The organism is Promicromonospora iranensis (assembly GCF_028994805.1).
Classification (GTDB): domain Bacteria; phylum Actinomycetota; class Actinomycetes; order Actinomycetales; family Cellulomonadaceae; genus Promicromonospora; species Promicromonospora iranensis.
In genome coordinates this window covers 88128-103160 of sequence record NZ_JAJQQP010000012.1, presented here as the reverse complement: position 1 = coordinate 103160, position 15033 = coordinate 88128, and the positions used below count along the sequence as shown (strand labels likewise).

14 protein-coding genes are annotated in these 15033 nt (G+C 70.2%); 10 read left to right on the top strand and 4 right to left on the bottom strand.

The window, feature by feature from the left end; all coding sequences use genetic code 11:
* The first annotated feature begins 43 nt into the window (after positions 1 to 43).
* From LUM46_RS20180 to LUM46_RS20165, 4 genes are all read left to right on the top strand, one after another.
* A complete protein-coding gene (locus LUM46_RS20180) occupies positions 44 to 424 on the top strand; it encodes a twin-arginine translocase TatA/TatE family subunit (RefSeq protein ID WP_274996432.1) in 381 nt (126 codons plus the stop codon).
* 40 nt (positions 425 to 464) lie between these two features.
* The gene (trpS, locus tag LUM46_RS20175) at positions 465 to 1538 is read left to right on the top strand and encodes a tryptophan--tRNA ligase (RefSeq protein ID WP_274996430.1); all 1074 of its coding nucleotides are present in this window, start codon (positions 465 to 467) and stop codon (positions 1536 to 1538) included.
* On the top strand, positions 1535 to 2071 hold the full coding sequence (locus LUM46_RS20170; RefSeq protein WP_274996429.1) for a 2'-5' RNA ligase family protein: 537 nt from the start codon (positions 1535 to 1537) through the stop codon (positions 2069 to 2071). The genes trpS and LUM46_RS20170 overlap by 4 nt, the downstream gene beginning before the upstream one ends.
* 71 nt (positions 2072 to 2142) lie before the next feature.
* Entirely contained in the window at positions 2143 to 3150 is a 1008-nt protein-coding gene (locus tag LUM46_RS20165) for a YihY/virulence factor BrkB family protein (RefSeq protein WP_274996427.1), read from the top strand.
* 54 nt (positions 3151 to 3204) lie between these two features.
* Here LUM46_RS20165 and LUM46_RS20160 read toward each other — a convergent pair whose 3' ends face one another.
* From LUM46_RS20160 to sdhC, 4 genes are read right to left on the bottom strand one after another with little or no spacing between them, the layout of a single operon-like run.
* Positions 3205 to 3963 (bottom strand): succinate dehydrogenase iron-sulfur subunit, encoded by a 759-nt coding sequence (locus tag LUM46_RS20160; RefSeq protein WP_274996425.1) that lies wholly within the window; start codon positions 3961 to 3963, stop codon positions 3205 to 3207.
* Positions 3963 to 5795 (bottom strand): succinate dehydrogenase flavoprotein subunit, encoded by a 1833-nt coding sequence (gene sdhA, locus LUM46_RS20155; protein ID WP_274996424.1) that lies wholly within the window; start codon positions 5793 to 5795, stop codon positions 3963 to 3965. The genes LUM46_RS20160 and sdhA overlap by 1 nt, the downstream gene beginning before the upstream one ends.
* Positions 5796 to 5854: 59 nt before the next feature.
* Complete coding sequence (locus LUM46_RS20150) at positions 5855 to 6319, bottom strand: succinate dehydrogenase hydrophobic membrane anchor subunit (RefSeq protein WP_274996422.1); 465 nt, start codon at positions 6317 to 6319, stop codon at positions 5855 to 5857.
* Entirely contained in the window at positions 6319 to 6702 is a 384-nt protein-coding gene (gene sdhC / locus LUM46_RS20145; RefSeq protein WP_253876659.1) for a succinate dehydrogenase, cytochrome b556 subunit, read from the bottom strand. Before sdhC ends, LUM46_RS20150 begins: the two co-directional genes overlap by 1 nt.
* Positions 6703 to 6971: 269 nt before the next feature.
* Between sdhC and LUM46_RS20140 the strand changes: the two genes are divergently transcribed.
* The 6 genes from LUM46_RS20140 (at position 6972) to LUM46_RS20115 (ending at position 15031) form a co-directional block, all read left to right on the top strand.
* Positions 6972 to 8105, top strand: a complete 1134-nt coding sequence (locus LUM46_RS20140; protein ID WP_274996417.1) for a mannose-1-phosphate guanylyltransferase — start codon at positions 6972 to 6974, stop codon at positions 8103 to 8105.
* Positions 8106 to 8286: 181 nt separating this feature from the next.
* Positions 8287 to 9516, top strand: coding sequence for an amidohydrolase (locus LUM46_RS20135; protein WP_274996549.1), 1230 nt, complete (start codon positions 8287 to 8289; stop codon positions 9514 to 9516).
* A 153-nt stretch (positions 9517 to 9669) separates the two neighbouring features.
* Entirely contained in the window at positions 9670 to 10746 is a 1077-nt protein-coding gene (locus LUM46_RS20130; protein ID WP_274996414.1) for a BMP family lipoprotein, read from the top strand.
* A 123-nt stretch (positions 10747 to 10869) separates the two neighbouring features.
* Positions 10870 to 12393, top strand: coding sequence for an ABC transporter ATP-binding protein (locus LUM46_RS20125; protein WP_274996412.1), 1524 nt, complete (start codon positions 10870 to 10872; stop codon positions 12391 to 12393).
* Complete coding sequence (locus LUM46_RS20120; RefSeq protein ID WP_274996410.1) at positions 12390 to 13736, top strand: ABC transporter permease; 1347 nt, start codon at positions 12390 to 12392, stop codon at positions 13734 to 13736. Before LUM46_RS20125 ends, LUM46_RS20120 begins: the two co-directional genes overlap by 4 nt.
* Positions 13733 to 15031, top strand: a complete 1299-nt coding sequence (locus LUM46_RS20115; RefSeq protein ID WP_274996408.1) for an ABC transporter permease — start codon at positions 13733 to 13735, stop codon at positions 15029 to 15031. Before LUM46_RS20120 ends, LUM46_RS20115 begins: the two co-directional genes overlap by 4 nt.
* The last annotated feature ends 2 nt before the right edge of the window (positions 15032 to 15033 follow it).

The following is a 15033-nucleotide window of genomic DNA, read 5'->3' as shown; positions in this document are numbered from 1 at the left end:
TGGCGTTCTCCGGCAGGTCCCGCGACGCGAGTAGGCTCTGAGCGTGTTCGGCATCAATGGCTGGGAGCTCGTGATCATTCTGGTGGTCGCGATGCTCGTGATCGGCCCGGAACGGCTACCCGTCTACGCGGAGCAGCTCGGCTCGCTCGTGCGCCGCGGTCGTGACCTGCTCCAGAACGCCAAGGCGCGCGTGGACGACGAGCTCGGACCGGAGTTCAACGACGTCGACTGGTCCAAGCTCGACCCGCGCCAGTACGACCCGCGCAAGATCGTCCGGGACGCGCTCCTCGACGACACCCCGTACGCGGGGCCGGCTGCCGCCGGCTCGGCGGCCGCGGCGCGCGCGGCGGAGCGGAACGGCACGGTCCCGGCCGGGGCAGGTGCGGAACCCGGGAAGGCGCCGTACGACGACGAAGCGACCTGACGATTCGGTGAGCGCGCAGGGACCTGCCAGAATGTTCGCCATGTCGTCCGAAACCTCGACCGCGGTGGGCGCAGGCGCGTCTGCCCACCGCCCCGCCCGGGAGCGAATCTTCTCCGGGATGCAGCCCACTGACGGGTCGCTCCACCTGGGCAACTACATCGGTGCGCTGTCCCAGTGGATCGCGCTGCAGGACTCCTACGACGCGCTCTACTGCGTCGTCGACCTGCACGCCCTCACCGTGAGCCCCGACCCGGCCCTGCTGCGCGAGCGCACCCGCCGCACCGCCGCGCAGTACCTCGCCGGGGGTATCGACCCCGAGCGGTCGATCCTGTTCGTGCAGTCCCACGTGGCCGCGCACGCCGAGCTGGCGTGGCTCCTGAGCTGCCAGACCGGGTTCGGCGAGGCCGGGCGGATGACGCAGTTCAAGGACAAGTCGGCCAAGCAGGGCAGCGAAGGCACCACCGTCGGCCTCTTCACGTACCCCGTGCTGATGGCTGCCGACATCCTGCTGTACGACGCCGCCCTGGTCCCCGTGGGCGAGGACCAGCGCCAGCACCTGGAGCTCACCAGAGACCTCGCGGAGCGGCTGAACGGTCGTTTCGGGGAAGGGACCGCCGTCGTGCCGGACGCGCACATCGTCAAGGCCGTCGCGAAGATCCAGGACCTGCAGGACCCGAGCGCCAAGATGAGCAAGTCCAGCACGGGCGGCAAGGGTGTCGTCTGGCTGCTGGAGGACCCGAAGAAGGCGGTCAAGGCCATCAAGTCGGCGGTGACCGACGCGGACGAGTCGTACGGCGTGCGCTTCGACCCGGCCGAGAAGCCCGGCATCTCCAACCTCCTGACGATCTTCTCGGCGGTGACCGACCGCGACGTCGACGAGATCGCCAAGAAGTACGACGGTCGCGGCTACGGGTACCTCAAGGTGGACCTGGCCGACGCCGTCGTCGCCTTCCTCGAGCCGTTCCAGGCCCGGGCGAACACCTACCTCGCCGACCCCGCCGAGCTGGACCGTGTGCTCGCCGACGGCGCGGACCGGGCGCGGGCGATCGCCGGCCCGGTGCTGAACCGGATGTACGAACGGTTCGGTCTGCTCCCCGCACGAGGCGTCCGGTGAACCTGCCCGAGCGGGGCCCCGGCCAGGTGCGTATCGGGATCGCCATCGAGATCCCGGAGCCCTACGCCGCCGAGCTGAGCGCGGCGCGGGTCGCCGCCGAGGACCCGCTCGCCGACTTCATCCCCCCGCACATCACGCTGCTGGGCCCGACCCTCCTCGACGTCGGGCAGCTCGCCGAGGCGCGGGCGCACCTGGCTGCGGTGGCCGCCGCGGCGCCGCCCTTCCGGGTGAAGCTGCGCGGCACCGCCACCTTCCGGCCGATCTCGCCGGTCGTGTTCGTGGCGCTGGCGCAGGGCATCTCCGAGTGCGAGCAGCTCGAGGCGAACGTGCGGTCCGGGATCCTTGACGGGGAGCTGCGGTTCAACTACCACCCGCACGTGACGATCGCGCACGAGGTGCCCGACTCCTCCCTCGACAAGGCGTTCGAGGCGATGGCCGACTACTCGGCCGAGTTCGACGTCGACCGCTTCTACCAGTACGAGCACGGCGACGACGGCATCTGGCGTCCCCAGGCGGCCTTTCCCCTCGGCTGAGCCCGAAGCGGAACCGCAGGTTCAGCCGATACAGGTAGAGCCTGACCCGTTTGCGCTTAGGCTCGGACGCGATGAAGCGGCTGACAGAGCGGGGAAAAGCGGTCTGGGCGTGGTGGGAGGCCACTCGTGCCGGTCGCGCACTGGCGCGGTACAACGCGGCGAACGGATCGGTGCTCTGCGGCGGCATGGCGTACGCGGCGCTGTTCTCCGTGTTCGCCGCCCTCACCATCGGCTACACGGCTTTCGTTCGCGTCCTGGGCGCCAACACCGAGCTGCGGGATGCCGTCCTGGCACAGATCGAGACCTGGGTCCCGGGCCTCGTCGACACCGGCGCCGGGGGCGTGCTGTCGCCGTCGGACCTTGAGCTGTCCACCGCGGTGAGCTGGACCTCCATCGTGGCGACCCTGGTGCTGCTCTGGTCCGCCACGAGGTTCATGAGCGCGCTGCGCACGTCGGTGCGCGCGATGTTCGGCAGGACGGACGACGCGGTCAACCCGGTGATCGCCCGGCTGCGGGCGCTCCTGGGCTTCGCGCTGCTCGGGGTGGGCGTCCTGGTCACGGCGGTGGCGAGCGTGGCGGTGTCGGCGGCGGTGCCGTGGCTGCTGGAGCTCGTCAGCCTGGACGAGGGCGTCAGCTGGGCGGTACGCGGCGTCGGCCTGGTCCTGACCGTGCTGTTCGACACCATCCTGGTCGCCGCCGTGATCCGGTTCGTCGGCGGTGTCCGCCCGGCCCGCCGGGACCTGCTGACCGGTTCGCTCGGTGTCGGTGTCCTCGCCGGCGGGCTGCGCTTTCTCGGTGCCGAGGTGATCGGGGGCATCGCCACCCGCAACGCCCTCCTGGCGTCCTTCGCGGTCGTGGTCACGCTGCTGCTGCTCGTCAACCTCCTCGCCCGGGTCCTCCTCCTGGCGTGCGCCTGGATGGCCGAGGCCGACCAGGACCCGGACAGGGACCCGGACCAGCAGTCCGTCGCCCCTCCGCTCTCCCCGACCCTGTCCCCCGCCTACCCCGCCGCCCGCCCTCGCCCAGCGAGGGAAGTTCCGAGCGGGCACACCGACAGCAGAGCCGCGGGCGGCAGGTAGGGGCGGCCGGCCACCCCTACCTGCCGCCCGCGGCGGAGGTCGAACGAAGAACGATCAGAAAGCCCGAGTGATCATGGCCCGCTTGACCTCCTGGATGGCCTTCGTGACCTCGATCCCACGCGGGCAGGCCTCGGTGCAGTTGAAGGTCGTGCGGCACCGCCACACGCCCTCCTTGTCGTTGAGGATCTCCAGGCGCTGCGAGCCACCCTCGTCACGGCTGTCGAAGATGAACCGGTGCGCGTTGACGATCGCCGCCGGGCCGAAGTACTGGCCGTCCGTCCAGAAGACCGGGCAGGACGACGTGCACGCGGCGCACAGGATGCACTTGGTGGTGTCGTCGAACCGGGCGCGGTCCTCGGGGGACTGGTAGCGCTCCTTGGAGGGCTCGTTCCCGGTGGTGATGAGGAACGGCATGATCTCGCGGTAGGAGGCGAAGAACGGCTCCATGTCGACGACGAGGTCCTTCACGACCGGCAGGCCCTTGATGGGCTCGACCGTGATCGGCTTGTCCGGGTTGACGTCCTTGAGGAGCGTCTTGCAGGCCAGACGGTTGCGGCCGTTGATCCGCATCGCGTCCGAACCGCAGATGCCGTGCGCGCACGAGCGGCGGAACGTGAGCGAACCGTCCATGTCCCACTTGATCTTGTGCAGCGCGTCGAGCACGCGGTCGGTGCCGTGCGCCTCGACCGTGAAGTCCTCCCAGGTGGCCTCCTCGGAGACCTCGGGGTTGAACCGCCGGACGCGCATCGTGACCGTGAACGAGGGGATCTCGCCCGCGGGAGCAGGTGCGTCGGCTTCGAGAGTGGCAGTCATCAGTACTTACGCTCCATCGGCTCGTACCGGGTCTGGATGACGGGCTTGGAGCCCAGGACGACCTTGTAGCCGTCGAACTCCTCGACGTGGTCGAAGTAGCCCTCGATGTGGCCTTCGGCCTGGTCCGACGCCTCGGGCGGACGACGGTAGGCCATCGTGTGCAGCATGTAGTGGGCGTCGTCGCGGTTCGGGTAGTCCTCGCGGTAGTGACCGCCGCGCGACTCCTTGCGGTTGATGGCCGCCACCACGGTGACCTCGGCGATGTCGAGCAGGAAGCCCAGCTCGATGGCCTCGAGGAGGTCGGTGTTGAAGAGCTTGCCCTTGTCCTGCACCGACGCGTTGCGGTACCGCTTCTGCAGCTCGCGGATGTCGGCCAGGGCCTCGTTCAGCGAGTCGCCCGTGCGGAACACCTGGGCGTTGAGGTCCATGGTCTCCTGGAGCGCCTTGCGGATGTCCGCCACACGCTCGCCGTCGGGCCGGTTGCGCATCTCGTCGAGCTGCGCGATCACGCGGACCGTCGGGTCCTCCGGGAGCTCGTGGAACGACGCGGTCCTGGCGTACTCGGCGGCGGCCCGGCCGGACCGCTTGCCGAACACGTTGATGTCGAGCAGCGAGTTGGTGCCGAGGCGGTTGGAGCCGTGCACGGACACGCAGGCGACCTCACCGGCGGCGTAGAGGCCCTTGACGACGTTGACGCCGTCGCGGAGCACCTCGCCCTTGACGTTGGTCGGCACGCCGCCCATCGCGTAGTGCGCGGTGGGGTAGACGGGCACGGGCTCGGTGTAGGGCTCGATGCCGAGGTAGGTGCGCGCGAACTCGGTGATGTCCGGGAGCTTGGCGTCGATGTGCGCGGGCTCCAGGTGCGTCAGGTCGAGCAGCACGTAGTCCTTGTTCGGGCCGGCGCCCCTGCCCTCACGCACCTCGTTCGCCATGGAGCGCGCGACGATGTCGCGCGGCGCGAGGTCCTTGATCGTCGGGGCGTAGCGCTCCATGAAGCGCTCACCCTCGGAGTTGCGCAGGATGCCACCCTCACCGCGGGCCGCCTCCGAGAGCAGGATGCCGAGCCCCGCCAGACCTGTCGGGTGGAACTGGAAGAACTCCATGTCCTCCAGGGGCAGGCCGCGGCGGTACGCCAGGGCCATGCCGTCACCGGTCAGGGTGTGCGCGTTCGAGGTCGTCTTGAAGATCTTCCCGGCACCACCCGTGGCGAAGATGATCGCCTTGGCCTGGAACACGTGGATCTCGCCGGTGGCGAGGTCGTAGGCGACGACGCCGGTCGCGTTGACCTCCTCGCCCTCCGCGATCTGCTCCGTGGTGAGGTCGTGGTCCGTGATGAGGTCCAGCACGTAGAACTCGTTGAAGAACTCCACGTCCTGCTTGACGCAGTTCTGGTAGAGCGTCTGGAGGATCATGTGACCGGTGCGGTCCGCGGCATAGCACGCCCGGCGCACGGCGGACTGCCCGTGGTCGCGGGTGTGCCCGCCGAAGCGGCGCTGGTCGATCTTGCCCTCGGGGGTGCGGTTGAACGGGAGGCCCATCCGCTCCAGGTCGAGGACCGACTCGATCGCCTCCTTGGCGAGGATCTCGGCCGCGTCCTGGTCGACGAGGTAGTCACCGCCCTTGACGGTGTCGAAGGTGTGCCACTCCCAGTTGTCGTCCTCGACGTTCGCGAGGGCTGCCGCCATGCCGCCCTGGGCGGCACCGGTGTGGGAGCGGGTGGGGTACAGCTTGGAGATCACCGCGGTGCGGGCCTCCTTGGACGACTCGAGGGCGGCGCGCATCCCGGCGCCGCCGGCGCCGACGATGACAACGTCGTACTGATGGGTCTGCATCGGGCTCGATGCCTCCTGCTGAAGAGTTTCGGAGTGTGGGGCTGGGGGACGTGCTGGTGCTAGGCCGTGCAGAAGGAGGCGAGCAGCTCTGCGGGCGCGTCGGGCGGGCACGCCTCGAACGTGAAGATCACCAGGGTGCCGAGCACGACCACGACGATGAACGCCAGGTACAGCAGGCCCTTGAGCACACCGCGCGTCACGTCCCGCGTGGCGTAGTCGTTGATGATCGTGCGCACGCCGTTGGTGCCGTGGATCATGGCGAGCCACAGCATGAGGAGGTCCCAGACCTGCCACATCGGGTTCGCCCACTTGCCGGCCACGAAGGCGAAGTCGATGGCGTGCACGCCCTCGCCGACCATCAGGTTCACGAACAGGTGCCCGAAGATCAGGACGAGCAGCACCACGCCGGACGCCCGCATGAAGACCCAGGAGTAGAGCTCGTAGTTGCCGCGCGTCGTCCTGCGCCGCACGTACGGGGAGCGCGGGGAGTCGATCTTCGCCACCGCTGCGGTTCCGTGTGCCATCAGTGACCCCCGGTGAAGACGTTGATGAGGTGCCGCGGCAGGAAGCCCGCCATCGTCACGACGAAGAGACCGACGACCACCCAGAGCATCGTCTTCTGGTACTTGGGGCCCTTGGCCCAGAAGTCCACCAGGAGGATGCGGATGCCGTTGAAGGCGTGGAAGACGATCGCGGCCACGAGTCCTGCTTCGCCCAGCCCCATGATCGGGGTCTGGTACGTGCCGATGGCTGCGTTGTACGCCTCGGGGGACACGCGCACCAGCGCTGTGTCGAGCACGTGCACGAGCAAGAAGAAGAAGATCAGCACGCCGGTCACGCGGTGCGCGACCCATGACCACATGCCTTCACGGCCGCGGTATAACGTGCCTGCTGGTGCGGTGGGCACTTCGGGAGCCTCCTATGGCTGTCCGGCTGGGGGTGGCTGGTCCCCACTGTAATGACAACTGGTCGCCTCGATCGCCGCCTGGCGGCCCTCGCGGGCATCAGGACGCGGCATTTGTGACTGATCCCACAGGGGAGATGTCGTCGCTCCGGGCACCTGTCAGGTTGCTCGCGCGTTGCTGCCCGGACCCGCCCCTGAGATCAGCCAGGGTTCGCCCGGATCTCGGCGAGTTTTGGCTGCGGGAACACTGTCCGGCTGACATCCTGCGGGGCATGACTTCGGCCGCCGCCCCATCGTCCCCGATCGACGACTTCTTCGCAGTGGTACCGGCCGGTGGGTCCGGCACCCGGCTCTGGCCGCTCTCGCGCGGCGGGGAGCCCAAGTTCCTGCACGACCTCGTGGGCTCCGGCATGTCGCTGCTCCAGGCCACCGAGCACCGGCTGCGCCCGCTGGCCGGACCGGACGGCATCGTCCTCGTGACCGGTGAGCAGCACGTCGCCGCCTGCCGCGCGCAGCTCCCCGGCCTGTCCGCCGACGCGGTGCTCGCCGAGCCGTCGCCGCGCGAGTCCATGGCGGCGATCGGCCTCGCGGCGGCCGTGCTGGAGAAGCGCCACGGTGACGTGGTGATCGGGTCGTTCGCCGCGGACCACGTGATCCACGGCACGCGCGCCTTCGAGCTCGCGGTCCGGGAGGCGGTGTCCGCGGCGCGCGCCGGCTACGTGACGACCGTCGGGATCGCGGCCTCCCGGCCTTCCACCGCGTTCGGGTACGTGCGCTCGGGCGAGCCGCTCGGGGTCGAGGGCGCACCGCACACGCTGCACGTGCGGGGGTTCACGGAGAAGCCCGACGCCGCCACGGCCCGGCTGTACCTCGCCTCGGGCGAGTACCGGTGGAACGCGGGCATGTTCGTCTCGCGGACCTCGGTGCTCCTGGGGCACCTCGCCGAGCAGCGGCCCGAGCTGCACGACTCGCTGCGGCTCGTCGCGGACGCGTGGGACACGCCGCGCCGCGCCGCGGTGCTCGCGGACGTGTGGCCGGGCCTGGAGAAGATCGCGATCGACCACGCGGTGGCCGAGCCCGTCGCGGAGGCGGGCGGCGTCGCCGTCGTGCCGGGAACGTTCGGCTGGGACGACGTCGGGGACTACAACTCGCTCGCCGTCCTCCTGCCGTCCGACGACGATCGCGGCGCCAAGGTCCTCGGCGACCCGGCCGACGTGCTCCGCATCGACAGCGCCGGCTCCGTGGTGGTCCCGGCGTCGGGCCGGCTGGTGACGGTGCTGGGGCTGGACGACGTCGTGGTCGTCGACACGCCCGACGCGCTGCTCGTCACCACGCGGGCCCGCGCCCAGCAGGTGAAAGAGGTGGTGGCTGCGGTGCGCGAGCGCGGCCGTGAGGACCTCCTCTGAGTCGCTGATCGCCCGGCAGGTCGGACATGTCGGAGAGGCGGTCTCACGGCCGTCCGCATGGTGGGACGGATCATCGAGCACTGTGTCTCGCGGGCCGGACAGCGCTACCGTGGGTCAGGTGAACCCGACCCCGCAGCCCGTCAGTCTCGCCGATTTCGATCAGATCGTCTCGGGCGATCAGATGCCGGTGGGAGACGTGCCCGGAGGTAACGTGACGGACGTCGTAGCGGCTCTGGCCGCCCGTGTGGGTGAGCTGACCGAGGCCCTGGACGCCGAGCTGATCGCGTTCCGCCGCGACGTGCACGCCCACCCGGAGCTGTCCCGCAAGGAGACCCGCACCACGCACGCCGTCGCCGAGCGCCTGCGGGCCGCGGGCCTCGAGCCGCGCCTGCTGCCGATCGGCTCGGGCCTGGTGTGCGACATCGGCCCCGACCGCGGCCCCGACGGCGAGGGCCGGGTCGGCCTGCGTGCCGACCTCGACGCCCTTCCGCTGCAGGAGACCAGCGGCGTGGAGTTCGCCTCGACCGAGCCGGGTGTCGCGCACGCCTGCGGGCACGACGTGCACACCACCGTGGTGCTCGGTGCGGGCCTCGTGCTCGCCCGTCTGGCGGAGGAGGGGCGGCTGCGGCGCGGCGTCCGGCTCTTCTTCCAGCCGGCCGAGGAGGTCTTCCCCGGCGGCGCCGAGGACATCATCAACCGCACCTCCGAGCTCGACGGCGTCGACCGCATGACGGCGCTGCACTGCGACCCCAAGTTCGACGTCGGGCACGTGGGCACCCGCATCGGCCCGATCACCTCCGCCAGCGACTCCGTGAGCGTGACGATCGCGTCGCCCGGTGGCCACACCTCCCGTCCGCACCTCACCGGCGACGTCGTCTTCGCGCTCGGCCAGGTCATCACGCAGACGCCCGCCGTGCTCGGCCGCCGGCTCGACCCGCGGTCCGGCGTGAACCTGACGTGGGGCGCCGTCCAGGCGGGATCGACGCCCAACGCGATCCCGTCCACGGGCATCGTCAAGGGCACCCTGCGTTGCCTCGACGTGCGCGCATGGGAGAAGGCGGGCGACCTGGTGCGCGAGGCGGTGGAGCAGATCGTGGCGCCGTACGACGTGAAGGTCTCGGTGACGGTGACCCACGGCGTGCCGCCGGTCGAGAACCAGGCGGCGGCCACCTGCGACCTCGAGGACGCGGTCCGCGAGGCCGTCGGCCCCGACGCCGTGCAGCTCACCGAGCAGTCGATGGGTGGCGAGGACTTCGCCTGGTTCCTTCGCAAGGTGCCCGGCACGATGGCCCGCCTCGGCGTGCGTACGCCCGGCGGCCGCACGTACGACCTGCACCAGGGCGACCTCGTGGTCGACGAGCGGGCGATCGGCGTCGGCGTCCGGGCCCTTGCCCAGTTTGCGGCGAGCTGACCGCGAGATGTTCCTGCCGATGACGCTTCGGTAACGACTTCCTCCGGTTACCGTCTCGAAACGCGAAATGCGGGATGCGCTGGCTACCCTCGGTGCGGTATAGGGACCAGATCTGTTTGGATGGGTCCCGTCTGGACCATCGAAGGAGCACCAGTGAAGAAGGCTGTTCGGCTCACCGCCCTCGCGGGAGCAGCGGCACTCGCACTCTCGGCGTGCGGCGCCGCCCCTGAGGAGACCACCGGTGGCGAGGCCACCAGTGACTTCAAGCCCTGCATCGTGTCGGACGCCGGTGGCTTCGACGACAAGAGCTTCAACCAGCTCAGCTTCGAAGGCGCCTCGGCGGCCGCGGAGGAGCTCGGCACGGAGCTGGTCGACGTCCAGTCCGCGTCGGAGAGCGACTACAAGGGCAACGTCGAGTCGCTCGTCGCCGAGGGCTGCGACGCGATCGTCACCGTCGGCTTCGCGCTGTCCGCGACGACCATCGAGTCGGCCACGGAAAACCCCGACATCGACTACATCCTCGTCGACGACGCCGCGGATGCAGACTTCGACGGCGAGGCAGACGCCGAGAACATCAAGCCGCTGCTGTACGACACGGCGCAGGCCGCGTTCCTCGCGGGCTACCTCTCCGCCGGCTACTCGGAGGCGGGCAAGGTCGGCACGTTCGGCGGCATGGACTTCCCGACCGTGACGATCTTCATGGACGGCTTCAAGCAGGGCGTCGACTACTACAACGAGACCAAGGGCACCGACGTCGAGCTGGTCGGCTGGGACGGCGAGAAGGGCTCCTTCACCGGTGGCTTCGCGGCCGACCCGGCGGCGAAGACCACCGCCCAGAACATCCTGGACCAGGGTGTCGACGTCATCCTGCCGGTCGGCGGGCCGATCTACCAGTCCGCGATGGACGCCATCGCCGACTCCGGCGAGGACGTCGCCCTGGTGGGCGTCGACGCCGACTTCTACGAGTCGGACCCGGCCACCCAGGACATCGTCCTGACCTCGATCCTCAAGGGGATGGACGTCTCGACGAAGGAGGCCGTCGTCGCCTCGGGCAACGAGGAGTTCGACCCGGCGCCGTACGTCGGCACCCTCGAGAACGGTGGCGTGGACCTTGCGCCCCTGCACAACTTCGAGGACAAGGTGGACCCGGCCCTCTGGGAAGAGGTGCAGACTCTCAAGGAGTCCATCATCGCCGGCGACGTCGAGGTCAAGTCGTACCTCGCCGAGTGACGGCCTCTGACGGCTGATCGGTAGCCGGCAGGGAGTTGACGCAAGATGGTCCCGGGGGGCACGGCTCGCGCTGTGCGCCCCGGGACCTGTCATGAGCAGGACCCCTTTTCGGGAAGGATTCCTATGCGGCTCGAGCTGCGCGGCATCACCAAGCGCTTCGGCGCGCTCGTCGCGAACGACCACATCGACCTGGTGGTCCAACCGGGTGAGATCCACTCGCTCCTGGGCGAGAACGGGGCGGGCAAGTCCACCCTGATGAACGTGCTGTACGGCCTGTACCAGGCGGACGAGGGCGAGATCCTGCTGGACGACGAGGTCCAGCACTTCTCCGGTCCCGGTGACGCCATGGGCGCGGGGATCGGCATGGTGCACCAGCACTTCATGCTCGTACCCGTCTTCACGGTGGCCGAGAACGTCATGCTCGGGCACGAGCAGACCCGCGGCGGCGGGCGCCTCGACCTGGAGGCGGCCCGCGCGCAGGTGAAGGAGATCTCGGCGCGGTTCGGGTTCCACGTCGACCCCGACGCCGTCGTCGAGGACCTGCCGGTGGGCGTGCAGCAGCGCGTCGAGATCATCAAGGCGCTGTCCCGGAACGCGGACGTGCTGGTCTTCGACGAGCCGACGGCGGTGCTCACCCCGCAGGAGACCGACGAGCTGATGGCGATCATGCGCCAGCTGCGCGACGAGGGCTCCGCGATCGTGTTCATCACCCACAAGCTGCGCGAGGTGCGCGCCGTCGCGGACCGCATCACCGTGATCCGCCACGGCAAGGTGGTGGGCGAGGCCCTGCCCACGGCGTCGGACGCCGAGCTCGCCTCGCTCATGGTGGGCCGCTCCGTCGAGCTGACCGTGCAGAAGGACGCGCCCACGCTGCACGACAACGGGCTGAAGGTCACCGACCTGGTGGTCACCAGCGAGTCGGGCGCCGTGACGGTTGACAACGTCAGCTTCGAGGTGCGCGGCGGCGAGGTGCTCGTCATCGCGGGCGTGCAGGGCAACGGGCAGACCGAGCTCACCGAGGCCCTGCTCGGGCTGGAGGGTGACGTGTCGGGGAGCATCACGCTCGACGGCAAGGAGCTCGTGGGCCGGTCCGTGCGCCACATCCTCGACGCCGGCGTGGGCTTCGTCCCCGAGGACCGCACGCACGACGGACTCATCGGTGAGTTCACCATCGCCGAGAACCTCATGCTCGACCGCTCCGACGGGCCGCCGTTCGTCAAGGGCGGCGCGCTCCAGCTCGGATTCCGGGACCGGTTCGCGGAGGAGAAGGTCGCCGAGTTCGACGTCCGCACACAGGGCATCACCACACCGGTGGGGCGCCTGTCGGGCGGCAACCAGCAGAAGGTGGTGCTCGCGCGCGAGCTGTCGCGCGACCTGCGTCTGTTCGTCGCGGCGCAGCCGACGCGCGGCGTGGACGTGGGGTCGATCGAGTTCATCCACAAGCGGATCATCGCCACGCGCGACTCCGGCGTGCCGGTCGTGGTGGTCTCCACCGAGCTGGACGAGGCGGTGGCCCTGGCCGACCGCATCATGGTGATGTACCGCGGCACGGTGGTCGGCGTGGTACCCGCGGACACCCCGCGTGACGTGCTGGGCCTGATGATGGCGGGGATCTCCCCGGAGGACGCGAAGGGAGAGGTCGCGTGAGCGCGCCCGAATCGAGCTCTGGGCCGGGCCCGGAGCAGGAGCCCGGGCTGGACCCGGGCACCGCGGAGGAGCTGGAGCAGGAACGAGCCCGCGAGACCGGGCCGGTCGTCGCCCCGGTCGACACGGAGAGCCGCCTGGCCAAGGCGCTCCAGCAGACCATGACCAGCTCGTGGACGGTGTCCGTGGGCGCTGTGCTGCTCGCCGTCGTGGCGGGCTCGATCATGATCGCCTTCACCAACGACGGGGTGAAGGCGGCCTCCTCGTACTTCTTCGCCCGGCCGGGCGACACGTTCGTCGCTCTCGGGCAGGCGATCGGCGGCGCGTACTCGGCGCTGTTCCGCGGTTCCGTGGTGAACCTTCAGGCGACGGACTTCGTCACCGCCATCCGGCCGCTCACGGAGACACTCACCTACGCGACCCCGCTCATCGCGGCGGGCCTCGGCGTGGCGCTCGCCTTCCGGGCCGGCCTGTTCAACATCGGTGGCCAGGGGCAGATGCTCGTGGCGGCAGCGTCGTCGGGCTGGGTGGCCTTCGGGGTGAGCGGCGTGCCGTTCCCGCTGCACCTGCTGATGGCGCTCGTGGCCGGTATCGCGGCCGGCGCGCTGTGGGCCGGGCTGGCGGGTCTGCTCAAGGCCCGTACCGGGGCGCACGAGGTGATCGTCACGATCATGCTCAACTATGTGGCGTTCTACCTGATCGCCTACCTGCTGGCGACGCCGGGCCTGCTGCAGGCTCCCGGCTCGTCCAACCCGAAGACACCGCCGACGCCCGAGTCGGCGCAGCTGCCGAGCCTCCTGGGTGACCGGTTCAACCTGACCTGGGGCTTCGTGCTGGCGCTGCTGGCCGTCGTCGGCGTGTGGTGGCTGCTCAACCGGTCGTCCGCGGGCTTCTCGTTCCGCGCCGTCGGCGAGAACCCGCGCGCCGCGCGGGTCGCCGGCATCGACACCGGGCGCGCCACGGTGAACTCGATGCTCGTGGCCGGCGGGCTCGTCGGCCTGGCCGGCGCCTCGCAGGTGCTGGGCGGGGTCACCACGGGCTTCAGCTCCGACATCGACGCGGGCATCGGGTTCGACGCCATCACCGTCGCGCTGCTCGGCGGGTCCAACCCGTGGGGCGTGCTCGCGGCGGGCATCCTGTTCGGCGCCTTCAAGGCCGGTGGTACGACCATGCAGGCCGCCGAGGGCGTCCCGAGCGACATCGTGCTCGTGGTCCAGTCGCTCATCGTGCTGTTCATCGCGGCCCCGCCCCTGATCCGGGCGATCTTCCGGCTGCCTGACCCGAACCGGCGTCGGTCACCGAAGAAGACGAAGGCGACCCGGAACCGGAAGGAGGCGGCAGCGTGAGCGCCGACCACAAGACCACTCAGCTCGACGTGCCGCTGTCGGAGACGACACGCACCGTCACCGTCGTGACGTGGAAGGCGGCGAGCGTGCTGCTCGCCGTGACGGTGCTGTACGCGCTGCTGCTCGTCGCGGTCCCGCACTCGGGCGATACGCGGTTCCTGCTGTCGCACCGGGGCGACTTCTTCCAGATCCCGGTCATCGTGCTGCCGGCCGGACCCGTCGGCTGGGTGTGCGGAGCGGTCATGCTCGCGGCGACGGCGTTCGCCGCCGTCCGCACCGCGCGCCGGACCAGGACGCCGCTGTGGCTGGTGGTCCTGTTCGCGCTGGCCGCGCTGACGGGCTTCCTGGCCTGGGCCGGGGCGGGCAGCCCGCGTGACCTGTCCGTCGTCGGTCTGCTCGGCGGTGCGGTGCTGTGGTCGGTGCCGTTCGTGTACGGCGCGCTGGGCGGCGTGATCGGAGAGCGCGCCGGCGTGGTGAACATCGCCATCGAGGCACAGCTGCTCGGCGCGGCCTTCACCGCGGCGATCGTCTCGTCGATCACGAACAGCGCGGTGGCCGGTCTGGTCGCCGCGGTGTTCGCCGGCGCGCTCGTGTCGCTCGTGCTGGGCCTGTTCGCGATCACCTACCACGTGAACCAGGTGATCGTCGGTGTGGTGCTCAACGTGCTGGTCGTCGGGCTGACGAGCTTCCTGTACTCCCAGGTGCTCGTGCCCGGTGCCGAGACCCTGAACTCGACCACGCGGTTCTCCTCGATCCCGATCCCCGTGCTGTCCGACATCCCGGTGCTCGGCCCGGTGCTGTTCGACCAGCCGCTGCTCATCTACCTGATGTTCATCGCCGTGCCCACCGTCTGGTACGCGCTGAACCGGACCCGCTGGGGCCTGCGGCTGCGGGCGGTGGGCGAGCACCCGAAGGCCGCCGACACCGTGGGCATCGACGTCGTGCGCACCCGCTACAACGCGGTGCTCGTCGCGGGCGCCGTGGCCGGGCTGGGCGGCGCGTTCTACACGACCGTCTACCTCAGCCAGTTCGGCGAGAACATGACCGGCGGCGCAGGCTACATCGCGCTCGCCGCCGTCATCTTCGGCAAGTGGGACCCGGTGCGGGCCGCGTTCGCGGGCCTGCTGTTCGGGTTCGCGTCCAACCTGCAGAACGTGCTGTCCGTCGTGGGATCGCCCGTTCCCAGCCAGTTCATGCTCATGGTGCCGTACGTCGTCACCCTGCTCGCCGTGGCGGGTCTGGTCGGGCGCTCGCGCCCGCCGGCCGCGTCGGGCGAGCCGTACATCAAGGGGTGAGG

Coding starts and splice junctions, on each gene's coding strand:
- LUM46_RS20135 (WP_274996549.1), top strand. CDS start 8,287: ATGCCGGTGGGAGACGTGCCCGGAGGTAACGTGACGGACGTCGTAGCG.
- trpS (WP_274996430.1), top strand. CDS start 465: ATGTCGTCCGAAACCTCGACCGCGGTGGGCGCAGGCGCGTCTGCCCAC.
- LUM46_RS20150 (WP_274996422.1), bottom strand. CDS start 6,319: ATGGCACACGGAACCGCAGCGGTGGCGAAGATCGACTCCCCGCGCTCC.
- LUM46_RS20165 (WP_274996427.1), top strand. CDS start 2,143: ATGAAGCGGCTGACAGAGCGGGGAAAAGCGGTCTGGGCGTGGTGGGAG.
- LUM46_RS20125 (WP_274996412.1), top strand. CDS start 10,870: ATGCGGCTCGAGCTGCGCGGCATCACCAAGCGCTTCGGCGCGCTCGTC.
- LUM46_RS20140 (WP_274996417.1), top strand. CDS start 6,972: ATGACTTCGGCCGCCGCCCCATCGTCCCCGATCGACGACTTCTTCGCA.
- LUM46_RS20160 (WP_274996425.1), bottom strand. CDS start 3,963: ATGACTGCCACTCTCGAAGCCGACGCACCTGCTCCCGCGGGCGAGATC.
- sdhA (WP_274996424.1), bottom strand. CDS start 5,795: ATGCAGACCCATCAGTACGACGTTGTCATCGTCGGCGCCGGCGGCGCC.